The sequence below is a fragment of the Paracoccus pacificus genome (assembly GCF_042680785.1).
Lineage (GTDB): Bacteria > Pseudomonadota > Alphaproteobacteria > Rhodobacterales > Rhodobacteraceae > Paracoccus > Paracoccus pacificus.
Genome location: NZ_JBHUEN010000021.1, coordinates 264,172 through 284,694, shown reverse-complemented (window position 1 = coordinate 284,694; position 20,523 = coordinate 264,172). Strand labels below are relative to the sequence as shown.

At 66.4% G+C, this 20,523-nt stretch carries 20 protein-coding genes; 13 read left to right on the top strand and 7 right to left on the bottom strand.

The annotated features are described in order from the left end of the window. Window positions 1-84: 84 nt before the first annotated feature. On the top strand, window positions 85-1,755 hold the full coding sequence (locus ACFSCT_RS09375; protein WP_379142179.1) for an NAD+ synthase: 1,671 nt from the start codon (window positions 85-87) through the stop codon (window positions 1,753-1,755). Window positions 1,756-1,812: 57 nt separating this feature from the next. Here ACFSCT_RS09375 and ACFSCT_RS09370 read toward each other — a convergent pair whose 3' ends face one another. After that, entirely contained in the window at window positions 1,813-2,019 is a 207-nt protein-coding gene (locus ACFSCT_RS09370; protein WP_379142177.1) for a DUF1674 domain-containing protein, read from the bottom strand. Here ACFSCT_RS09370 and ACFSCT_RS09365 point away from each other — a divergent pair. From ACFSCT_RS09365 to ACFSCT_RS09340, 6 genes are all read left to right on the top strand, one after another. Next, window positions 2,018-3,445, top strand: a complete 1,428-nt coding sequence (locus ACFSCT_RS09365; RefSeq protein ID WP_379142176.1) for an RsmB/NOP family class I SAM-dependent RNA methyltransferase — start codon at window positions 2,018-2,020, stop codon at window positions 3,443-3,445. The genes ACFSCT_RS09370 and ACFSCT_RS09365 overlap by 2 nt on opposite strands. Window positions 3,446-3,571: 126 nt before the next feature. Continuing rightward, a complete protein-coding gene (purH, locus tag ACFSCT_RS09360) occupies window positions 3,572-5,188 on the top strand; it encodes a bifunctional phosphoribosylaminoimidazolecarboxamide formyltransferase/IMP cyclohydrolase (RefSeq protein ID WP_379142175.1) in 1,617 nt (538 codons plus the stop codon). Continuing rightward, window positions 5,188-5,853, top strand: a complete 666-nt coding sequence (lspA, locus tag ACFSCT_RS09355; RefSeq protein ID WP_379142174.1) for a signal peptidase II — start codon at window positions 5,188-5,190, stop codon at window positions 5,851-5,853. Before purH ends, lspA begins: the two co-directional genes overlap by 1 nt. Before the next feature lie 21 nt (window positions 5,854-5,874). Continuing rightward, the gene (locus tag ACFSCT_RS09350) at window positions 5,875-6,417 is read left to right on the top strand and encodes a DUF3035 domain-containing protein (RefSeq protein WP_379142173.1); all 543 of its coding nucleotides are present in this window, start codon (window positions 5,875-5,877) and stop codon (window positions 6,415-6,417) included. Window positions 6,418-6,564: 147 nt separating this feature from the next. Then, window positions 6,565-8,043, top strand: coding sequence for a M16 family metallopeptidase (locus ACFSCT_RS09345; RefSeq protein WP_379142171.1), 1,479 nt, complete (start codon window positions 6,565-6,567; stop codon window positions 8,041-8,043). After that, window positions 8,040-9,350, top strand: coding sequence for a M16 family metallopeptidase (locus tag ACFSCT_RS09340; protein ID WP_379142170.1), 1,311 nt, complete (start codon window positions 8,040-8,042; stop codon window positions 9,348-9,350). Before ACFSCT_RS09345 ends, ACFSCT_RS09340 begins: the two co-directional genes overlap by 4 nt. A gap of 116 nt (window positions 9,351-9,466) precedes the next feature. Here ACFSCT_RS09340 and ACFSCT_RS09335 read toward each other — a convergent pair whose 3' ends face one another. Further along, window positions 9,467-9,643, bottom strand: a complete 177-nt coding sequence (locus tag ACFSCT_RS09335; RefSeq protein ID WP_379142169.1) for a hypothetical protein — start codon at window positions 9,641-9,643, stop codon at window positions 9,467-9,469. 164 nt (window positions 9,644-9,807) lie between these two features. On the opposite strand from ACFSCT_RS09335, the gene mutL reads away from it, so the two are divergent. Together mutL and ACFSCT_RS09325 are read left to right on the top strand one after the other, a co-directional pair. Next, window positions 9,808-11,676 carry a DNA mismatch repair endonuclease MutL gene (gene mutL, locus ACFSCT_RS09330; RefSeq protein ID WP_379142168.1) on the top strand — a complete coding sequence of 623 codons (1,869 nt, stop codon included), beginning with the start codon at window positions 9,808-9,810 and terminating at the stop codon, window positions 11,674-11,676. Then, on the top strand, window positions 11,676-12,821 hold the full coding sequence (locus ACFSCT_RS09325) for a DNA recombination protein RmuC (RefSeq protein ID WP_379142166.1): 1,146 nt from the start codon (window positions 11,676-11,678) through the stop codon (window positions 12,819-12,821). Before mutL ends, ACFSCT_RS09325 begins: the two co-directional genes overlap by 1 nt. A gap of 60 nt (window positions 12,822-12,881) precedes the next feature. On the opposite strand, the gene ACFSCT_RS09320 is transcribed toward ACFSCT_RS09325, so the two are convergent. The 5 genes from ACFSCT_RS09320 to ACFSCT_RS09300 all read right to left on the bottom strand — a co-directional run bounded on the left by ACFSCT_RS09320 (window position 12,882) and on the right by ACFSCT_RS09300 (window position 16,922). Continuing rightward, on the bottom strand, window positions 12,882-14,030 hold the full coding sequence (locus tag ACFSCT_RS09320) for a saccharopine dehydrogenase family protein (RefSeq protein WP_379142165.1): 1,149 nt from the start codon (window positions 14,028-14,030) through the stop codon (window positions 12,882-12,884). Then, the gene (locus ACFSCT_RS09315) at window positions 14,027-15,088 is read right to left on the bottom strand and encodes a saccharopine dehydrogenase (protein WP_379142164.1); all 1,062 of its coding nucleotides are present in this window, start codon (window positions 15,086-15,088) and stop codon (window positions 14,027-14,029) included. Before ACFSCT_RS09315 ends, ACFSCT_RS09320 begins: the two co-directional genes overlap by 4 nt. A gap of 93 nt (window positions 15,089-15,181) precedes the next feature. After that, window positions 15,182-15,847, bottom strand: coding sequence for an RluA family pseudouridine synthase (locus ACFSCT_RS09310; RefSeq protein ID WP_379142162.1), 666 nt, complete (start codon window positions 15,845-15,847; stop codon window positions 15,182-15,184). After that, window positions 15,844-16,470 carry a LysE family translocator gene (locus ACFSCT_RS09305; protein ID WP_379142160.1) on the bottom strand — a complete coding sequence of 209 codons (627 nt, stop codon included), beginning with the start codon at window positions 16,468-16,470 and terminating at the stop codon, window positions 15,844-15,846. Before ACFSCT_RS09305 ends, ACFSCT_RS09310 begins: the two co-directional genes overlap by 4 nt. Next, window positions 16,467-16,922: a GAF domain-containing protein gene (locus tag ACFSCT_RS09300; RefSeq protein WP_379142157.1), complete on the bottom strand. Its 456-nt coding sequence runs from the start codon at window positions 16,920-16,922 to the stop codon at window positions 16,467-16,469. The genes ACFSCT_RS09305 and ACFSCT_RS09300 overlap by 4 nt, the downstream gene beginning before the upstream one ends. Before the next feature lie 176 nt (window positions 16,923-17,098). Between ACFSCT_RS09300 and rfbC the strand changes: the two genes are divergently transcribed. From rfbC to rfbA, 4 genes are read left to right on the top strand one after another with little or no spacing between them, the layout of a single operon-like run. After that, a complete protein-coding gene (rfbC, locus tag ACFSCT_RS09295; RefSeq protein WP_379142155.1) occupies window positions 17,099-17,659 on the top strand; it encodes a dTDP-4-dehydrorhamnose 3,5-epimerase in 561 nt (186 codons plus the stop codon). Further along, a complete protein-coding gene (rfbB, locus tag ACFSCT_RS09290; RefSeq protein ID WP_379142153.1) occupies window positions 17,656-18,696 on the top strand; it encodes a dTDP-glucose 4,6-dehydratase in 1,041 nt (346 codons plus the stop codon). The genes rfbC and rfbB overlap by 4 nt, the downstream gene beginning before the upstream one ends. Continuing rightward, a complete protein-coding gene (rfbD, locus tag ACFSCT_RS09285; RefSeq protein WP_379142151.1) occupies window positions 18,693-19,547 on the top strand; it encodes a dTDP-4-dehydrorhamnose reductase in 855 nt (284 codons plus the stop codon). Before rfbB ends, rfbD begins: the two co-directional genes overlap by 4 nt. Then, window positions 19,544-20,419 (top strand): glucose-1-phosphate thymidylyltransferase RfbA, encoded by an 876-nt coding sequence (gene rfbA, locus ACFSCT_RS09280; RefSeq protein ID WP_379142150.1) that lies wholly within the window; start codon window positions 19,544-19,546, stop codon window positions 20,417-20,419. Before rfbD ends, rfbA begins: the two co-directional genes overlap by 4 nt. Window positions 20,420-20,523 lie beyond the last annotated feature (104 nt).

Sequence of the window (20,523 nt, the reverse complement as noted above, 5' to 3'; positions counted from 1 at the left end):
CCAAGCGGGGCTGAGGCGCAAAGCCCGACTTTTCCTTTCGGCGAGGGACGGCTAATCAGGGGCGGACACCAGCCGGAGGCGCATATGACCGACCGTTTCAATCTGACACTCGCGCAGCTTAACCCAACGGTGGGTGATCTGGCGGGAAACGCGGAAAAGGCCCGTAAGGCGTGGGAGGCGGGAAAGGCCGCCGGGGCGGATTATGTCGTTCTGCCCGAAATGTTCATCACCGGCTATCAGACGCAGGATCTGGTTCTGAAACCCGCGTTTGAACGCGATGCGGCCAAGGTGCTGGAAAAGCTGCGCGCCGATTGCGCCGATGGGCCTGCGCTTGGCATCGGCGGCCCGCTACGCCGCAACGGCGGGCTTTATAACGCGTTTTTCGTGTTCCAGAACGGCAAGACCGTCGCCGAGGTGCTGAAGCACGAACTGCCCCACAAGCAGTTGTTCGACGAGATGCGGCTGTTCGACATCGGCCCGATCAGCGGCCCTTACGCGATCAACGGCCTGCGCATCGGCACCCCGATCTGCGAGGACGCATGGCACCCGACCGTCGCCGAAACGCTGGCCGAAACAGGGGCCGAGGTGCTGATCGTGCCGAACGGCAGCCCCTATCACCGCGACAAGCTGGACCTGCGGATGCGCGTCACCGTGCCGCGGGTGGTGGAAACCGGCCTGCCGCTGATCTACCTGAACTCGGTCGGCGGGCAGGACGATCAGCTTTATGACGGCGCGAGCTATGCGCTAAACCCCGATCCGGTGGTGGGCGCGGTCAAGGTCTGGCAACTGCCGCCCTTTGACGAGGCGATCGGGCATCTGACCCTGATTCGCACCCCCGAGGGCTGGCGGATCGAGCCGGCCGGGATGGCGGATCAGCCCGATGTCTGGGAACAGGACTATCGCGCCATGGTTCTGGGGCTTCAGGATTATCTGCGCAAATCGGGCTTTTCCAAGGTCGTGCTGGGGCTGTCGGGCGGGATCGATTCGGCGCTTGTCGCGACCATCGCCGCCGATGCGATCGGCCCTGAAAACGTGCGCGGGGTGCGCCTGCCCTCGACCTATTCCTCCAAGGGTTCGCTGGACGACGCGCAGGATCTAGTCGACCGGCTGGGCATCCGCACCGACACCATCCCGATCGAGGGGCCGCGGCTGGCCATCACCGAGGCGCTGGCGCCGGTGATGGAAGGCACCACCCCCGACACGACCGAGGAAAACATCCAGTCGCGGCTGCGCGGCCTGCTGCTGATGGCGATCTCGAACAAGTTCGGGGAAATGCTGCTGACCACCGGCAACAAGTCCGAGGTCGCGGTCGGTTATGCCACGATCTATGGCGACATGGCCGGCGGCTATAACCCGATCAAGGACCTGTACAAGACCCGCGTGTTCGAGACCTGCCGCTGGCGGAACCGGAATCATCGCGACTGGATGATGGGGCCGCCGGGCGAGGTCATTCCGCAGGCGATCATCGACAAGCCGCCCTCGGCCGAGCTGCGTCCCGACCAGAAGGACGAGGACAGCCTGCCGCCCTATCCGGTGCTCGACGCGATTCTGACCGGGCTGGTCGAGGATGACCTGTCGGTCGCCGATCTGGTCGCGCAGGGCCATGACCGCGAAACGGTGAAAAAGGTCGAAAAGCTGCTGTATACCAGCGAATGGAAACGCTATCAGGCCGCGCCGGGGCCGCGTATCTCGACCAAGGCCTTCTGGCTGGACCGGCGTTATCCGCTGGTCAACCGCTGGCGCGACCCGAATTAGGGCGCAGGCCCAGCCCGGAAACCACGGCCGCGAAATCGCGGCCAGGGGATCGTCGGCTCAGAAATCGACGGCGATGCCCTTTTTCTCATAATCGCCGTAGCGGACCGGCTCGGGTCCGTCGCGGCCGCCAAGCTCGGGCGGCAGGTTCAGGGGCTTGGCGTTGCGGCGGCGCTCCTCGGCCTCGGCCAGCGCGCGCTGCGCGGCGGGCGGCAGGTCGGCCTGTGTATCGGCATCGCCCGGGCCGGAGGATTTGGGGTCTGACATGGCGCTGTCCTGTGAAAACGGCTATGGGGACGTGGTTGACTTAGGCTTTGAGGCGATGATGGGCAAGCCTGCGACGGCAAGGCGACAGGGATCAGGCCCGAGATCAGGTGGCGGATCAGGCGGCGGATCGGGTGGGCGATCAGGCCGGGGTTCGGATCGGCGTACGGGTGCCGATCCGGCACGTCTGGCGGCGCTGACGCTGCTGGCCGGTGTGCGCGGCGGCCAGACCTTGGCCGACCAGATCGGCATGGGCGCGCTTGACCGTCTGGACCCGGGCGACCGGGCCCGCGCCCAGCGGCTGGCGCTGGCGGTGCTGCGGCTGACCGGGCGCGCCGATGCCGTGCTGACGCCGCATCTGGCCCGGCGCCCGGCGCCCGCGATCATGGACATATTGCGACTGGCGGTGGTCGAGATGCTGGCGCTGGATACACCCGCCCATGGCGCGGTCAACGCCGCCGTCGCCGTGGCCCGCGCCGGCAATGGCAAGCAGCGCGCCGCGGCCGGGATGATCAACGCGGTACTGCGCAAGGCGGCCGAGGGGCGCGCGGCATGGGACGCCGCCGGCCCGCAAATGCTGCCGGAATGGCTGCGCGGGCCGCTGATCACCGCGTGGGGCGATTCTGCTGTCCGGGCCATCGAGGCGGTGCAGGAACAGGCCCCGCCGCTGGATCTGACCCTGCGGTCGCCCCTGGAAACCGACCTGCCCGAGGGCATGGCGTTGCCGACCGGATCGCTGCGCCTGACCGGCCCGGTGCAGGTCAGCGCGCTCCCCGGCCATGCGGGCGGCGCGTGGTGGGTGCAGGACGCGGCGGCGGCGCTGGCGGTGCGGGCACTTGCCCCCGAACCGGGCGAAGTCATCGCCGATCTGTGCGCGGCGCCGGGCGGCAAGACCATGCAGCTTGCGGCCGCCGGGGCGCAGGTGACGGCGGTCGATTCCTCGGCCCCGCGCCTGAAACGGCTGGCCGAGAACCTGCGCCGGACCGGGTTGGACGCCAAGGTCATCTGCGCCGACGTGCTGGACTGGCGCCCCGATACGCCGCCCGATGCGGTCCTGCTGGATGCGCCATGCTCGGCCACCGGCACGATCCGGCGCCACCCGGATTTGCCCGTGGTCCGCGACGGCTCGGCGCTGCCCGAAATCACCGACCTTCAGGCAAGGATGATCGACCACGCGCTGGCGATCCTGCGCCCCGGCGGCCGGCTGGTCTATGCCACCTGTTCGCTTCTGCCGGCCGAGGGCGAGGATCAGATCGCCGCCGCACTGACCCGCCATCCCGGCGTGACGGTCGAGCCCGCCGAGGTGCCGGGAACGCGCCCCGAATGGCTGACCGGGGCCGGGGCGCTAAGGCTGCGTCCGGATTATTGGGCCGATCTGGGCGGCATGGACGGATTTTTCATCGCCCGCCTGCGAAAGCCCGCCGGTTAGTCCCGATCCGGGTGCTTCGGGCCCCTGACCCCCTACTGCGACTGGACCTTGGCGCAAGCTCGGGTTAGGCCATCGCCGACCGCATCGCCCCGACCGCCCCTCGTGCCGAACCTGAAGGACCCGCCGATGACCGTGACCGCCCCGACCTCTGCCCCGCCTGACCGCGTAAAGCCAAGCCGCGCGCTTTTGTCGGTCAGCGACAAGACCGGCCTGATCGAGCTTGGCCGGGCGCTGGCGGATGCGGGGGTCGAGATTTTGTCGACCGGCGGCAGCGCGCAGGCGCTGCGCGACGCAGGGCTGGCGGTGCGTGACGTGGCCGAGGTGACCGGCTTTCCCGAGATGATGGACGGCCGCGTCAAGACGCTGCATCCGATGATCCACGGCGGGCTTCTGGCGTTGCGCGACAATCCCGACCACGCACAGGCGATGCGGGACCACGGCATCGACGGCATCGACCTGCTGATCGTGAACCTTTACCCGTTCGAGGCCACCGTCGCCAAAGGCGCCGATTATGCCACGGCGGTCGAGAATATCGACATCGGCGGCCCGGCGATGATCCGCGCCGGGGCCAAGAACCACGGTTTTGTCACCGTGATCACCGATCCCGCGACCTATCCCGATCTGATCGCCGAGCTGCGGGGCAATGACGGCGCGACCTCGCTTGCGTTCCGCAAGCGCATGGCGCAGGCGGCTTTTGCGCATACCGCCGCCTATGACACGGCGGTTTCCAACTGGATGGCCACCGCGACCGGACAGTCCGCCCCGCCCCAGCGCAGCTTTGCCGGACGGCTGGCGCAAACCCTGCGTTATGGCGAAAACCCCCATCAGGCCGCCGCCTTCTATACCGACGGCTCGAACCGTCCCGGCGTCGCCACCGCACGCCAGTGGCAGGGCAAAGAGCTGTCTTATAACAACATCAACGACACCGATGCGGCGTTCGAACTGGTGGCCGAATTCGATCCGGCACAGGGGCCGGCCGTCGCGATCATCAAGCACGCGAACCCCTGCGGCGTGGCCCGGGGCGACAGCGCGCTTGAGGCATATCGCCGCGCCTATGACTGCGACCGCACCTCGGCCTTTGGCGGTATCGTGGCGCTGAACACCACGCTGGACGGCGCCACCGCCGAGGAGATCGCCAAGATCTTCACCGAGGTTGTCATCGCCCCCGACGCGGATGAGGATGCCCGGCGCGTCTTCGCCGCCAAGAAGAACCTGCGCCTGCTGACCACCGGCGGCCTGCCCGATGCCGGCGCGGCGGGGCTGGCTTTCCGGCAGGTCGCGGGCGGGTTTCTGGTGCAGGGCCGCGACAACGGCCATGTCGGCCCGGCGGATTTGCAGCTGGTCAGCGCCCGCAAGCCCTCGGACGCCGAACTGGCGGACATGCTGTTCGCGTGGACCGTCGCCAAGCACGTCAAGTCGAACGCCATCGTCTATGCGCGCGATCTGGCCACGGTCGGGATCGGCGCCGGCCAGATGAGCCGCGTCGACAGCACCCGCATCGGCCGGCGCAAATCCGAGGATATGGCCGAGGTATTGGGCCTGCGCGAGCCGTTGACGGTCGGCGCGGCCGTCGCCTCGGATGCGTTCTTTCCCTTCGCCGACGGGATCGAGGCTTTGGCCGAGGCGGGCGCACGCGCGGTCATTCAGCCCGGCGGCTCGATGCGCGACGCCGAGGTCATCGCGGCCGCTGACCGACTGGGTCTGGCCATGGTATTCACCGGACAACGACATTTCAGGCACTGATGGCACAGACACCGAAACCCACCACACCGCCCGAGAACCCGGCAGAGGCCGCTACCGGCGCGTCCGCGACGCCAAAGCCGCGCACGCCGCGCAAACGCAAACCGGCAGCGCCGCCGCCACCGCCCGGGTATACGATGCGGCTGACGGCGATCGTCGCGGCGGTGACCCTGCTGATCGACCAGATCAGCAAATATATCGTGGTGCACATCCTGCGGCTTGACAGTGTCCGCGAACTGGACCTGATCAACCCGTTCCTGAACCTGCGCATGGCGTGGAATCAGGGGGTCAACTTCGGGCTGCTTTCCTCGGGCGCCAATGCGATGCGCTGGGTCCTGATCGCGGTGGCCGTTGCGGTCAGCATCTGGGTCTGGGTCTGGCTGGCGCGGACCCAGCGCGCCGGTCTTGCCGGGCGCTCGACGCGCATCGCGGCGGGGCTGCTGATCGGCGGGGCGCTTGGCAATGCCATCGACCGGCTGACCTATGGCGCGGTGGCGGATTTCCTGAACATGAGCCTGCCCGGCTGGCAGAACCCCTATAGCTTCAACACCGCGGATATAGCGGTTTTCGCCGGTGCGATCGGGCTGGTTCTGTTTCCACCCGCCACGCCCGAGCCGAACCCGCCAACATCGTCAAAGGCGCGTGACGCGCAGCGGAAATCACGTTAGAAGGCGGTTACAAGAGGAACGATGGGACGGACGGTTATGCGGGTAAACGGGCTGACGATCTCGGCGCTGACGATGCTCATGGCGCTGGCCGCGTGCAGCGATGACGAACCGCGTCTGATGAATATCGACGCGCATCGCAGCACGCCCGACGAATTCGCCATCCTGCCGACCAAGCCCCTGCAACTGCCGCCCGACCTTGCCGCGTTGCCGACGCCGACGCCGGGCGGCACCAACATCACCGATCCCACGCCTGACGCCGATGTGGTGGCCGCGCTTGGCGGTAACCCGGCGCAGCTTTCGGCGGTGGGCGTCTCGCCCTCGGACGCGGGGCTGCTGGCCTATTCCGGCCGTTTCGGCCGCGACGGGGCGATTCGCCAGACGCTGGCCGCCGAGGATCTTGAATGGCGCCGCGCCAATGCCCCGCGTTTCCTTGAAAAGCTGGCCAAGACCAACGTCTATTACCGCGCTTATCAGTCGATGTGGCTTGACCAGCGGGCCGAGCTTTTGCGTTGGCAGCGGGCCGGCGCGCAGACGCCCTCGGCGCCGCCCCGGACCGACAAATAATCCCCACCCCCGCGGGCTTTTGCCCCGACCCATCGCGCACACGCGGCTTCACAGCCGCGCGACAGGGTGCAAAGCGGGCTTGCGCAGCCCCCCCCTAACCGGGCACATCGGGCAGGCCATCACCCACCGCGGAATGACGGAGTGTCCATGCGCGCCTTATCAGCCCTGCTGTTTTCCATCGCTGTCAGCCTTTGCCTGATCAACCCGGCCTTTGCCGAAAACCCGCCGGATGTCAGTCACTTCAAGCTGGACAACGGTCTGGATGTCGTGGTGATCGAGGATAACCGCGCCCCGGTCGTGGTCCAGATGGTCTGGTACAAAGTCGGCTCGGCCGATGAGGTGGCGGGCAAGACCGGCCTTGCGCATTATCTTGAACACCTGATGTTCAAAGGCACGGAAAAGCTGGATCCGGGCGAGTTCTCGAAGGTTGTGGCGGCGAACGGCGGCACCGACAACGCCTTTACCAGCTATGATTACACCGCCTATTTCCAGCGCATCGCCTCGGACCGGCTGCCTCTGGTGATGGAGATGGAGGCCGACCGCATGGCCAATCTGCGCATCGGCGAGGAAGACTGGCAGGCCGAACGGCAGGTCGTGCTTGAGGAACGGGCCCAACGCACCGACGGCGATCCCGGATCGCTGTTCGGCGAGGAACGCAACGCCGCGCAATTCCTGAACCATCCCTACGGCCGCCCGGTGATTGGCTGGCGCAACGAGATGATGGACCTGACCCGCGCCGACGCGCTGGCGTGGTATGACCGCTATTACGCGCCCAACAACGCGATTCTGGTGCTGGCGGGTGATGTCACCGCCAAGAAAGCCCGGGAGCTCGCGCAGAAATACTATGGCTCGATCCCGGCCAAGAAGGGTGCCGAGCGCGCGGACCGTCCGCAGGAACCGATCCAGCGCGCCACCCGGCGGCTGGAAATGCAGGACCCGCGCGTGCCGCAGCCGACGATGATCCGCACCATTCTGGTCCCCGAACGCAACCCGGGCGATCAGAAAACCGCAGCCGCGCTTACCGTGCTGGCGGAACTGCTGGGCGGGTCGGCACAGACCTCGGTCCTTGGCCAGAAGCTGGTCATGACCGGCAAGGCGCTGAGCGCAAGCGCCGGCTATGACGGCTATGCCGTCGATCCGACCAGCTTCTATTTCTCGCTCGTCCCGGTGCTGGGCGAAACCCCCGAAGAGGCCGAAAAGGCGCTGGATCAGGTGTTGCAGCAATTCCTGACCGACGGGGTGGACAGCGCGCAACTGGACCGGGTCAAGACCCAGATCAGCGCCGCGCAGATCTATGCCAAGGATTCCGCCCACGGTCGCGCCTATCAATATGGTCAGGGTCTGGCCACGGGGCTGACGGTCGAGGATGTGAACGACTGGCCCGAGATTCTCGCATCGGTGACGGACAAGGACGTGATGGACGCCGCCAAGATGGTGGTGAACAGCACCGCGACGGTGACCGGCTGGCTGGAACCGGCGGCCGAGGGCGCGGACGCCCCGCCGGCGGAGGAAGATGCCGCCGCCGCACCGGGAATGCCCGCCGATACCGGCGCGCCCGCGCCCGTACAGGCCGCACCGACCCCCGCAACCCCCACCGATGCCCAAAGCGAGGAGGTCAGCCAATGAGCTTTCTGCGTGCCATTCCGTTTCTGCTGACCGCGCTGATCGCCGCCGCCCCGGCCAGCGCCATCGACATACAGCAGATCACCTCGCCCGGCGGCATCAAGGCATGGCTGGTCGAGGATCACACCATACCTTTTGTCGCCCTGAACCTGACCTTTCGCGGCGGGGCGAGCCTTGACGCGCCCGGCAAGCGCGGCGCCATCAACCTGATGACCGCGACGCTGGAAGAAGGCTCGGCCGATATGGATTCGACCCAATTCGCCCAGGCGGTCGAAAGCCAGGCGGCGCGGTTCAACTTTGACGTCGATGACGACGCGCTGGTGGTCTCGGCCAGCATGCTGACCGAAAACCGCGATGCCTCGGTGCAGCTTCTGGCGGACGCGCTGACCAAGCCGCGTTTTGCGACGGCCGATGTCGACCGGGTGCGCGGTCAGGTGCTGTCGATCATCCGGGCCGAGGAAAAGGATCCGCAGTCGATCGCGATCAAGGAACTGGCCAAGGCGGCGTGGGGTGATCATCCCTATGGCACCTCGCTGAACGGCACGGCGGAAAGCGTGGCGGCGCTGACGCCCGATGATCTGCGCGATGCCAAGAACCGGGTGCTGGCGCAGGACCGGGTGCTGGTCGCGGCCTCGGGCGACATCACCCCCGAACAACTGGGCGCAGTTCTGGACAAGATTTTGGGCGGCTTGCCGAAAACCGCCACCGCGCCGCTGCCCGAGCGCCCCGAGATGGGCCTGACCGGCGGCACCACGGTGATCGACTGGGATGCGCCGCAGACCGTGGTTTCCTTTGCCGGTCCCGGCCTTCCGATGAGCGATCCCGACTATTTCGCGGCCTATGTCGCCAACCAGATCCTTGGCGGCGGCGGCTTTTCCGCACGCCTGATGGAGGAGGTCCGCGAAAAGCGCGGGCTGACCTATGGCATCGGCACCGGCCTTGCCAACAGCGTATTGGGCGAGTTGTGGCAGGGCGGCTTCGCCAGCGCCAATGAAAAAGTCGCCGAGGCGCTGGCGATCACCCGCACCGAATGGGACCGCATGGCAAAGGATGGCGTGACCGAAAAGGAACTGAACGACGCCAAGACCTATCTGACCGGGGAATATCCGCTGCGTTTCGACGGAAACCGCAGGATCGCCGGCATCCTTGCCGGCATGCAGTTGATCGGCCTGCCGGCGGAATACGTGAACACCCGCAACGCCAAGGTCGAGGCAGTGACGGCCGAGGATGTGAAACGGGTCAGCGAAAGACTGCTGAAATCCGGCGATCTGCGGTTCGTGCTGGTTGGCCGCCCGGTCGGTATCGACTGACAAGAAACGGCTGACAAGAAACGGCCGACAATAAACGCCGCGTCGCCCGGGCCGTCACGGGCAGAGCCCGTTACCGGCGGCGCGGCGTCATTCAGTCCTGCCGTGGCGGCAAGTGGTCACTTGACCTGAACCGCGCCCGAGCCGCCCAGAGCCGCACCGGCAACCGCGCCGACCGGACCCGCGACGACCGCGCCGGTTGCCGCGCCCGTGGTCGCCCGCGTGGCGGTGTTTGGGCCGCAGCTCGCCAATGCCAAAGTCGCGCCAATGATAAGTACTGAACCAAGTTTTTTCATGGTAAACGCCCCTGCGAAAAATGTTGCGCGTGTTCAGGTAAAAGCAACGGCAGAGTTGAAAAGTTCCCTATTCATGCCGCTTTGGCGTGTCGGCGGGGAATTCGCTCGGGCCGGGTGATGCCGAATCATTCCCTCAGCACGGCCCTTCTGCTAAATATGGGGTTATGAACGCTGACATCCGCAATATCCGGCCCGTTATCAGGCAGCTTGACGAAGCAGACGCCAATCGCATCGCGGCGGGCGAGGTGGTCGAACGTCCGGCCTCGGCGGTCAAGGAACTGGTCGAAAACGCACTGGATGCGGGCGCGCGGCGTATCGAGGTCACCATTGCCCAGGGCGGCAAGGCGCTGATCCGGGTGGCCGACGATGGTTGCGGCATGACCGCCGAGGACCTGCCGCTGGCCCTGGCCCGTCACGCGACCTCGAAACTGGCCGACGGCGATCTGGTCAACATCCGCAGCTTCGGCTTTCGGGGCGAGGCATTGCCCAGCCTTGGCGCGGTCGGGCGGCTTTCGATCACCAGCCGCGTCGCCGCCGAAGCGGCCCGGATCGAGCTTATCGGCGGGCGTCTGTCCCCGGTGCGTCCGGCCGCCGGCAATCGCGGCACGGTGGTGGAGTTGCGCGACCTGTTCTTCGCCACCCCGGCGCGGCTGAAATTCCTGCGCAGCGACCGGGCCGAGCAGCAGGCCGTGCTTGACGTCATTCGCCGCCTCGCCATGGCCGAACCGCATGTCGCCTTTACGCTGACCGATGAAACCGACGGCCGCACCCTGTTCCGCGCCGATGCCGAGCAGGGCGAGCTTTTCGACGCCCTCGCCGCGCGGCTGGATCGGGTCATGGGGCGCGAGTTCGCCGAAAACGCCATGCCCGTTCACGCCGAACGCGACGGGCTGAGCCTGACCGGCATGGCGGCGCTGCCGACCTATTCACGCGGCGCGGCGGTGGCGCAGCATCTGTTCGTGAACGGCCGGCCGGTCCGCGACAAGCTGCTGCTCGGGGCGTTGCGCGCGGGCTATATGGACGTGCTGCCCTCGGGCCGGTTTCCGGCCGCCGCGCTGTTTTTGGGTTGCGCGGCCGAAGATGTGGACGTGAACGTCCACCCCGCGAAATCCGAGGTCCGGTTCCGCGATCCCGCCGCCGCGCGCGCCCTGATCGTGACCGCGATCCGCCATGCGCTGGCCGAGGCAGGTCACCGCGCATCCTCGACGGTCGGCACCGCCACCGTTCAGGCGTTCCGTGCCGAACCTGCTGGCCCGTCCGTCCACACTGCACCCCTGCGCTATCAGGGCGACTATCGCCCCTCGCTCGGCGCCATCCAGTCGTCATTCGCGATGCAGGCCCCGGGCGTTGCGGCCGGTGCGGGCTTTACTGGTGCGGGCTTTGCTGGTGGCGGCTTTGCCGAGGCGCCCTCGGCCCGTGTTGAAACTGATCCAGCGCCGGCAACCGACAGCCCTTTGGGCGCCGCACGGGCGCAGTTGCACGAGAACTACATCATCGCCCAGACCGCCGACGGCATGGTCATCGTCGATCAGCACGCCGCGCATGAACGGCTGGTCTATGAGCGGCTGAAACAGCAGGCCGCCGATACGGGGATCCGGTCGCAGGCGCTGCTGATCCCCGAAATCGTCACCCTTTCCGACTCCGAGGCCGCGCGGATTCTGGCCATCGCCGACGAACTCGCCGATCTGGGTCTGGTGATCGAGCCCTTCGGCGGCGGCGCCGTCGCCATCCGCGAGGTGCCGGCCATGCTGACCCGCATCGACGGCCCGGCGCTGATCCGCGACATTCTGGACGATCTCGAGGAACAGGGCGACAGCCAGCGGCTTCAGGCGCGCATCAACGCGGTGCTGTCCTCGATGGCCTGTCACGGCTCGGTCAGGTCCGGGCGGCGGCTGACGGCGGATGAAATGAACGCCCTTCTGCGCGAGATGGAGGCGACGCCGCATTCCGGCCAGTGCAATCACGGCCGCCCGACATGGGTCAAGCTGCGGCTGGCCGATATCGAGCGGCTGTTCGGGCGGACGGGTCTGTGATGCGCGCCGCATGGGACAGCCTGACGCCCGAAGCGCAACTGCTGGTCCTGCTGGCCGGCGGCGCCGTGGCGCTGATCCTTCTGATGCTGTGGCTGTCCTTGCGCGCCGCCGGACGTTCGGCCGAGATCGCGGCGATGCTGGGTGCCCGGGTACAGGCGATCTCGGACGGGCAGCAGCAACTGACCGGGGGCTTGCGCGCGGTCAGCGACGCGCAGGCCGAAAGTCAGGCCCGGACCCTGCATCTGATGGAAACCCGTCTGGCCGAGGTCGGGCGGGGCATGACGGAAAGCCTTGCGGGCAACGCCACCCGCACGGCGCGCAGTCTGGGCGAGTTGCAGCAGCGGCTGGAGACGATCGACAAGGCACAGGCCAATATCGAAAAGCTGTCGGGCAACGTGCTGTCGTTGCAGGACATCCTGTCGAACAAGCAGACCCGGGGCGCGTTCGGCGAAATCCAGTTGCATGACATCGTGCTCAAGGCGCTTCCGTCCGACAGCTATACGATGCAGGCCACGCTTTCGAACGGCAGGCGCGCGGATTGTCTGGTTCATCTACCGGCCCCGCCGGGCCCGATCGCGATCGACGCGAAATTTCCGCTGAACGCCTATGAGGCTTTGCGCGCCGCCACCAACAACGCCGAACTGATCGAGGCGCAGCGGCGCCTGCGCATCGACCTGCGCGCCCATATTCGCGCGGTTTCCGAGAAATACATCATCGAGGGCGAGACCGCCGACGGCGCGCTTCTGTTCCTGCCCTCCGAAGCGGTCTATGCCGAACTGCACGCGAATTTCCCTGAAATCGTGCGCGAGGGCTTTGCCGCAAGGGTCTGGATCGTGTCGCCGACCACCTGCATGGCGGTTCTGAACACCATGCGCGCGGTGCTGAAAGACGCCCGCATGCGCGAGCAGGCAGGCGCGATCCGGCGCGAACTCGGGCTTTTGTCGCAGGACGTGACCCGGCTGTCGGATCGGGTCGATTCGCTTGATCGCCACTTCGGACAGGCGGCCAAGGATATTTCGGACATCCGCATCTCGGCCGACAAGGCGGGCCGGCGGGCGCGGCGGCTGGACAATTTCGACTTCGAGGAACTGGCGCCGCAGGACGACAATATCGCGCCGCCGCTACCGGGCGCGGCCGCCGAATAACCACCGCGCGTCCAAGGCAGAAAGGCTGCATTGGCGCCGCCGCCGCTCGGTGCTGTGACGTCAGGTCTTTTTCAGATGGTCGACCTTGGCCATATGTTGCGCCAACTGCCCGACCTCGGTCAGCCATTCGCCGACCAGCTCCGGGTCATCCGGCGCGGCGTGGACGCCCGGCTTGATGCGGCCGGCGCCGACCGCCTCGACCGCAAGTGCGACCGGGATCGACACCAGACGCGCCATGGCGGTGCCCTTCTTGTCGCCCCATGCGTCGAGCACCCATTCCTTGTGCCAGACGGGTTTGCCATCGCGGTCCGCGCGCAACGAGACGAACAGAACCACGCGGTCAGCCTCGCCCTTGGCATAGGCGTTCTCGCGCCAGAACTGTTCCGACATCTCGCGCAGACGCGCATCGCCCTCGGGACCTTGCAGGGTCTCGACCTCGCGGAACACCGGCTCCCACGCCTGCGCCCAGCCTTTCAGGCGGATGGTGCCGCGCACGAAATCGCCGATCTTCCAGGCAGGGTCGAAATGGTAATCCTGAAGGAAGGGCAGCGAGTCGCGGTTCGGATAGACCTCGAACCGTTCCGGGGTCGGCAGCGGCGCGTCATAGCCGGTGATCGCGTCCCATGGCCGTTCCACGACCCGCTCGGCCCCGCCTTTCAAGGACCGCGACGGGCTGCGCAGCGCCTTCAGCACGCCAAGCGGCGACCAACTGAACTTATAGCGGAACTTGTTCGGATGCTTCGGAATACCGCCGCAATACGAGGTGAACGAGACCACATCGCCCGGCTGGTTGCCGCCGCCAAGCCGGTAATCGGCGACCAGATCATGGGCCATCAGGTGGTCGATCCCCGGATCCAGCCCGGTTTCATTGACCAGAACCAGCCCCTTTTCGCGCGCCTCGCCGTCCAGCGCGCGCATCTCGGGCGAGATATAGCTTGAACTGACGAAATGGGCGCCATGATCAAGGCAGGTCCGCGCGATGGCGACATGCTGATCGGCCGGCAGCATGGAGACGGCGATATCGCCGGGTCGCAGCGCATCGGCGAAGGCGGTGGCGTCCCATGGCCGGATATCGGATGTCAGATCGCCCACCGCCTCGCGGGCCTTTTCGACGGTGCGGTTCCAGACGGTGACGGGCGTTCGTCCTTTCAGAAGGCGGCGCAGGCCGGGAATGGCCGAGAGACCGGTTCCGATCCAGTGGATTGTCATGCGTTAACCTTTGCGGAATGTTCCGTGTAGATTGCCCGGGCGCGACCCCAGACGCCATCCTCGATCGCGTCCAGCTGCGCCAGAACCGGCAGCAACTGCGCCGCATAATCGGCCGAGGATTCCGCCGGCAGCATCGAGGGCAGATTGTCGATGGCCATCACGTCCAGCGGCGGCTTTTCGGCCACCCGGATGACCGGATGCGCCCAGTCGGTGGTGCGGTCATAGACCTTGACCGGGTTGAATTCGCTGGTCGGATCGCAGGCGACATCGCCGATGACCGTCAGATGCCGCAGCGTGGTCACGGTTTCCGGCGGAACGAAAACGGGACTGCCGGGCATGGCAAGGATCGAGTTGATGAAGACGTCATGCTCCAGCACCTCCGGGAAGGGGCCACCATGCGCGGTTTCGGCCAGATCCCATTTCGTCACACGCACCCCCATCGCGGCACACAGGTCGCTGGCCCCGGTGCCGACGCGGCCCTTGGCGCCGATGACCAGTGCGCTGGGACGCGGGGCGCCGGTCGCATCCAGTTCAGCGCGAAGATCGTCAAGCAGACCCTCCTTGGACCTGTAGGCGTGCACCGGGCCGCAGATCTGCCCGCGCCGTTGCGCGGCCCATGCCTTCAGGGAAACCGCAGCGCCCGCATAGCCCGCCCAGTAACCGAAGGCGGCGACGCGCCGGCCGTTGTCGTCCAGCAGATATTCCAGATCGTAAAGCGCCCCGCCGCCCGCCCTGAACCGGCGCAGAAGCTCCTGCCCCGCCGGCTGACCCTTGTAGGCATGGCCGAACATGATGTGCCGGTGGCGCAGCGGGGTGCCATCCTCGGGCAGTTCCTTCAGGCCGAAGATGATCGCTTCATCCGGGGCGCTGGTCCAGGACCCTTCGGGCACGATCACGGCGCCGGCGTCGCGATACGCGGCGATCGGGATGATGCGACGCGGGCTTTCCTCGACCGATACGTCGAAGCCGCGCGCGATCAGATCCGCCACACCCTCGGGCGTGATACCGACCCGATCCTCATTCGGGCGGCTTTCCGCCCGGACCCAAAGATGCGTCATGCTGGTCCCCTGCAACGCGATTGCCGTTGATCTAATGAAACCCTTGCAGCGCCACAAGGTTTCGCGCGTCCGGGCCGGGCGCTAAAACTGGCGCTAAAACGGCACCGGCGCCGAGAAGGTCATCTGTTTGCCGCTGTCCGGATGGGCGAAACGCAGCGACTGGGCGTGCAACATCAGACGCGCGTGGGCGGCCGTTTCGTCCTGCGCATAAAGCGGATCACCCAGTATCGGATGGCCCAGCGCCAGCATGTGAACCCGAAGCTGATGGCTGCGTCCGGTCAGAGGCGTCAGCCGCACGCGGGTCGCGCCATTTTTACCAACATCATCGTGATACCGCATCACCTGCCAGTCGGTCCGCGCTGGCCGGCCCTTTTCGTGATCGACCATTTGTCGCGGCCGGTTCGGCCAGTCGACGATCAGCGGCAGATCGACGGTGCCGGTCTTTGGCTCCAGCCGGCCATCCAACAGCGCGACATAGGTCTTTTTGGTCCGCCGTTCTTCGAACTGCTTGGACAGATGCCTTTGCGCATGCGGGGTCAGTCCGAAAACCATCACCCCCGACGTGTCCAGATCCAGCCGGTGAACCAGCAGAACGGTCGGAAACGCCGCCCGCAGCCGATTGATCAGGCAATCCGCCCGGTCGTCGCCCCGGCCTGGCACCGACAAAAGCCCCGCCGGCTTGTCGACCACAAGCACCTCGTGATCATCATGGATGATGCGCGGCGGATCGGCGGGCGGGGTATAGATAAAACGGCTCATCTGACGACCAGACGCAGCGCGAGCCCGGCGAACATGACCGCCGCGATGCGGTTCAGGATGCCGATGCGCGGCCCGATGATCTGCCCGGCATAGCCGGCGGCGACGCCGTAAGCCATGGTGATGAGCGTGCCGCCCATCCAGAAGATGATGCCAAGCCCCAGCACCTGCTGCCATACCGGGCCATAGGCAGGGCTGGTGAACTGCGGCAGATAGGCCAGCATGAACATGATCGGCTTCGGGTTCAGCGCGTTGGACAGAAATCCGCGGCGCAGAATGGTCGCGGTCCTGACCGCCCCGCGCGCCGCCGGATCGACCGGCCCGGCGTTCCATGCCGACCACGCCAGCCATAACAGATAACCGGCGCCGATGTATTTCACCACGCGCAGCGCCTCGGGATGGGCGACCATAAGCGCGCCAAGCCCCACCACGGCCAGGGTCAGGTGCATGAGCACGCCCAGCCCGACGCCGACCCCGGCCAGAAATCCGGCCCTTGGGCCGCCCTGAATGCCGCAGGCGCTGGCAAAGAACACATCCGGACCCGGCGCGATGTTCACCACCAGCCCGCCGATGATGCAGGCCAACAGGTCGTCGGTCGGAATGTTGGCCAGCGTGTCCCAGATCATCCGACCGCCCCGAAGGTTTCGGCGAGTATGGCGGCCAGCGCCTCGGCATCCTGCGCGGTGAAGGCGTCGGGCTGGTCGCTGTCGATATCCAGCACCCCGATCAGGCGCCCGTTGCGGTCGTGAACCGGCAGGACCAGTTCCGACCTCGTCGAGCTGGCGCAGGCGATATGACCGGGGAACGCGTCGACGTCGGGCACAAGCTGCACCTGCCCGGTGCGCGCGGCGGCGCCGCAGACGCCGCGTGCGAAGGGAATCACCAGACAGCCGTGACCGCCCTGATACGGGCCGATCTTCAGCACTTCGGGCGCGGTCACCCGGTAAAAGCCGGTCCAGTCAAAGCGGTCGTCCGACCAGTGGATTTCGCTGGCCAATGTGGCCATCAGGGCGATCTCATCGGTTTCGCCATGGGTCAGGGCGCGGATCGTCTCGGCCAGTGCGGCATAATCAGGCATGTCATCCGGCCTCACGAAAGGTTTTTCCTGACATGATCCTCTAGCCTGACCACCGCGCCGGCGAAAGGTGGCACAACAGCGGCGACAACTGGCCTTTGACAAGATGGCGACAAGGTGACAATGCCCGCAGGCTTTGCTAAGCGCAGGTCGCGCGGTTAAACGAAACGAGGTTTCCCTTGCAGATCGAGACTACTCCACTTGCGGGCGTATTGGTGTTGACGCCGCGCCGCTTTGCCGATCATCGCGGCTTTTTCTCGGAAAGCTGGAACCGGCGAACGCTGGAGAATGCCGGGGTGAACCTGCCCGAGTTCGTTCAGGACAACCATTCCATGTCGCGCGATGCCGGCACGTTGCGCGGGCTGCACTTCCAGTCCCCGCCGCATCCGCAGGGCAAGCTGGTGCGTTGCGGGCGCGGGCGGCTGTTCGATGTCGCGGTCGATGTGCGGCGCGGCAGCCCGACCTATGGCCAATGGTTCGGGATCGAACTGTCGTTTGAAAACGGCAAGCAGCTGTGGATTCCCGCCGGTTTCCTGCACGGCTTCGTCACCCGCGAGCCGGATACCGAGATCATCTATAAATGCACCGACCATTACGCACCTGAATGCGATGGCGCGGTGCGCTGGGATTCGGCCGGCATCGACTGGCAGGTCAAGGGCCCGATCCTGTCCGAGAAGGACGCGGTCGCGCAAACTCTGGCGGATTTCGACACACCTTTCGTGTGGGAGAGCGGCAAATGAAGATCCTGATCACCGGCGGCGCCGGCTTTATCGGCTCGGCCGTCGTGCGCGCGGCCATTCCGCGCGGCCATCAGGTCGTCAATCTGGACGCGCTGACTTATGCGGCCTGTCTGGACAACGTGGCCAGCGTCGCGGACGACCCGGGCTATGCCTTCGAGCAGGCGGATATCCGCGACCGCGCCGCGCTGGACCGCATCTTCGCCGAACATCAGCCAGACGCGGTGATGCATTTGGCCGCGGAAAGCCATGTCGACCGCTCGATCGACGGGCCGGGCGATTTCATCGCCACCAACATCAACGGCACCTATGAGATGCTCGAGGCCGCCCGCGCCTATTGGACCCGCAAGGGCAAGCCCGGGGATTTCCGCTTTCACCATATCTCGACCGACGAGGTGTTCGGGACGCTGGGCGATGAGGGAAAATTCACCGAGGACACGCCCTATGCCCCGAACAGCCCCTATTCGGCGTCAAAGGCGGCCAGCGACCATCTGGTGCGGGCATGGCATGAAACCTATGGTCTGCCGGTGGTGATGACCAATTGCTCGAACAATTACGGGCCGTTCCATTTCCCCGAAAAGCTGATCCCGGTGGTGATCCTGAACGCGCTGGCCGGCCGGCCGATCCCGGTCTATGGGCAGGGCACGAACGTCCGCGACTGGCTGTTCGTCGAGGATCATGCGCAGGCGTTGCTGACCGTGGTCGAAAAAGGCGCGCTTGGCCGCAGCTACAACATCGGCGGCAACAACGAGGCCGCCAATATCGACATCGTTCGCAAGATCTGCGCGATTCTGGACCAGCGCCACCCCGAGGGCGCGCCGCATGACAAGCTGATCAGCTTTGTCGCCGACCGGCCCGGGCACGATTTCCGCTATGCGATCGACGCCAGCCGCATCCGCGACGAACTGGGCTGGCAACCCTCGGTCACGCTCGATCAGGGGCTGGAGCAGACCGTCGACTGGTATCTTGCCAACAAGACATGGTGGCAGAACCTGCAACAGCGCCACGGCGTGGGCGAGCGGCTGGGGCTGAAGGGATGAAGGCGCTGGTATTCGGCCGCACCGGGCAGGTCGCGCAGGAGCTGGCGCTGCTTTTGCCAGAGGCGGAGTTTCTGGGGCGCGACCGTGCCGATCTGACCGACCCCGCCGCCTGCGCCGATGCCATCGCGGCGACGGATGCCGCGATCGTCATCAACGCCGCCGCCTATACGGCCGTCGACAAGGCCGAAAGCGACGCCGACACCGCGCGGCTGGTCAATGGCGCAGCACCCGCCGCCATGGCCCGCGCAGCCGCCGCGCGCGACCTGCCCTTTCTGCACGTCTCGACCGATTACGTCTTTGACGGCTCGGGCACGGCGCCTTGGCAGGCAGGCGACAGAACCGGCCCGCTGGGCGTCTATGGCCAGACCAAGCTGGAAGGCGAGGACGGGGTTCGCGCCGCCGGTGGCATGGCCGCGATCCTGCGCACCTCTTGGGTGTTTTCCCCCTTCGGCAACAATTTCGTCAAAACCATGCTGCGTCTGGGGCGCGAACGTGACGCGCTGAGCATCGTCGCAGACCAGATCGGCGGCCCCACCCCCGCCGGCGACATCGCCGCGGCACTGGTCGCGATGGGGCGGCAGATGCTGGACGGGCGCGGCATCGCCGGGACCTATCACTTTGCCGGGACGCCGGATGTAAGCTGGGCCGATTTCGCGCGCGAGATCTTTCGCCAGGCCGGGCTGACCCCTAAGGTCACCGATATCCGCACCGTTGACTACCCCACACCCGCCAAACGCCCGGCCAATTCGCGGCTGGATTGCTCGGCGCTGACCCGCGACTACGGCATCGCCCGCCCCGAATGGACCAAGGGTCTGGCGCGGGTTCTGACTATTCTGGAGACGACATCATGAAACAGCGCAAAGGCATCATTCTGGCCGGCGGCTCTGGCACCCGGCTGTATCCGATCACCATGGGTGTCTCAAAGCAGCTTCTGCCGGTCTATGACAAGCCGATGATCTATTATCCGCTGTCGGTCCTGATGCTGGCCAATATCCGCGAGATCGCGATCATCACCACCCCCGACGATCAGCAGCAGTTCCAGCGGCTGCTCGGCGACGGCAGCCAATGGGGGCTCAGCTTCACCTGGATCGTTCAGGCCTCGCCCGACGGGCTGGCGCAGGCCTATCTGCTGGCCGAGGATTTCCTGAACGGCCACCCCTCGGCGATGGTTCTGGGCGACAACATTTTCTTCGGGCAGGGTCTTGGCCAGTTGCTGGAAGCCGCCGACCAGCGCGAGACCGGCGGTTCGGCCTTTGGTTACCGCGTGGCGGACCCCGAACGCTATGGCGTGGTCGAGTTCGACGACAACGGTCTGGCGAAATCCATCGTCGAAAAGCCGGCGAATCCCCGCTCGCATTATGCGGTCACCGGGCTTTATTTCCTTGACGGCGAGGCACCCGCACTTGCCCGGCAGGTGAAGCCGTCCGACCGGGGCGAGCTGGAGATCACCGATCTTCTGGAAAAATACCTGCATCGCGGCGATTTGCGGGTCGAGCGGATGGGGCGCGGCTATGCGTGGCTGGATACCGGCACCCATGGCAGCCTGCTGGATGCCGGCAATTTCGTCCGCACACTGGAGCTGCGGCAGGGCACGCAGGTCGGCAGCCCGGACGAGATCGCCTTTGAACGCGGCTGGATCGACCGCGACCAGCTTGCAAAGCGGGCAAAGCTGTTCGGCAAGAACCGCTATGGCGCCGCCTTGGCCGCGCTTCTGGACGGCTGAACCGCCATGCGCACGGTCGGGCGTGATCCTGGCGTGTGAATGCGAAGTGGCGGATGACGGCGGGATGGGCATCAACGCCCACCTCGCCGCCGCCGGTTGGGCGC

What these genes read in the sequence shown, in the direction of transcription:
- ACFSCT_RS09340 (WP_379142170.1), top strand. Translation starts at nt 8,040, where the DNA reads ATGAGCTTTCTGCGTGCCATTCCGTTTCTGCTGACCGCGCTGATCGCC.
- ACFSCT_RS09350 (WP_379142173.1), top strand. Translation starts at nt 5,875, where the DNA reads ATGGGACGGACGGTTATGCGGGTAAACGGGCTGACGATCTCGGCGCTG.
- mutL (WP_379142168.1), top strand. Translation starts at nt 9,808, where the DNA reads ATGAACGCTGACATCCGCAATATCCGGCCCGTTATCAGGCAGCTTGAC.
- rfbA (WP_379142150.1), top strand. Translation starts at nt 19,544, where the DNA reads ATGAAACAGCGCAAAGGCATCATTCTGGCCGGCGGCTCTGGCACCCGG.
- rfbB (WP_379142153.1), top strand. Translation starts at nt 17,656, where the DNA reads ATGAAGATCCTGATCACCGGCGGCGCCGGCTTTATCGGCTCGGCCGTC.
- rfbD (WP_379142151.1), top strand. Translation starts at nt 18,693, where the DNA reads ATGAAGGCGCTGGTATTCGGCCGCACCGGGCAGGTCGCGCAGGAGCTG.
- ACFSCT_RS09335 (WP_379142169.1), bottom strand. Translation starts at nt 9,643, where the DNA reads ATGAAAAAACTTGGTTCAGTACTTATCATTGGCGCGACTTTGGCATTG.
- ACFSCT_RS09365 (WP_379142176.1), top strand. Translation starts at nt 2,018, where the DNA reads ATGGCGCTGTCCTGTGAAAACGGCTATGGGGACGTGGTTGACTTAGGC.
- ACFSCT_RS09370 (WP_379142177.1), bottom strand. Translation starts at nt 2,019, where the DNA reads ATGTCAGACCCCAAATCCTCCGGCCCGGGCGATGCCGATACACAGGCC.
- ACFSCT_RS09375 (WP_379142179.1), top strand. Translation starts at nt 85, where the DNA reads ATGACCGACCGTTTCAATCTGACACTCGCGCAGCTTAACCCAACGGTG.
- ACFSCT_RS09325 (WP_379142166.1), top strand. Translation starts at nt 11,676, where the DNA reads ATGCGCGCCGCATGGGACAGCCTGACGCCCGAAGCGCAACTGCTGGTC.
- ACFSCT_RS09320 (WP_379142165.1), bottom strand. Translation starts at nt 14,030, where the DNA reads ATGACAATCCACTGGATCGGAACCGGTCTCTCGGCCATTCCCGGCCTG.
- lspA (WP_379142174.1), top strand. Translation starts at nt 5,188, where the DNA reads ATGGCACAGACACCGAAACCCACCACACCGCCCGAGAACCCGGCAGAG.
- ACFSCT_RS09305 (WP_379142160.1), bottom strand. Translation starts at nt 16,470, where the DNA reads ATGATCTGGGACACGCTGGCCAACATTCCGACCGACGACCTGTTGGCC.
- ACFSCT_RS09315 (WP_379142164.1), bottom strand. Translation starts at nt 15,088, where the DNA reads ATGACGCATCTTTGGGTCCGGGCGGAAAGCCGCCCGAATGAGGATCGG.
- ACFSCT_RS09310 (WP_379142162.1), bottom strand. Translation starts at nt 15,847, where the DNA reads ATGAGCCGTTTTATCTATACCCCGCCCGCCGATCCGCCGCGCATCATC.
- purH (WP_379142175.1), top strand. Translation starts at nt 3,572, where the DNA reads ATGACCGTGACCGCCCCGACCTCTGCCCCGCCTGACCGCGTAAAGCCA.
- ACFSCT_RS09345 (WP_379142171.1), top strand. Translation starts at nt 6,565, where the DNA reads ATGCGCGCCTTATCAGCCCTGCTGTTTTCCATCGCTGTCAGCCTTTGC.
- ACFSCT_RS09300 (WP_379142157.1), bottom strand. Translation starts at nt 16,922, where the DNA reads ATGCCTGATTATGCCGCACTGGCCGAGACGATCCGCGCCCTGACCCAT.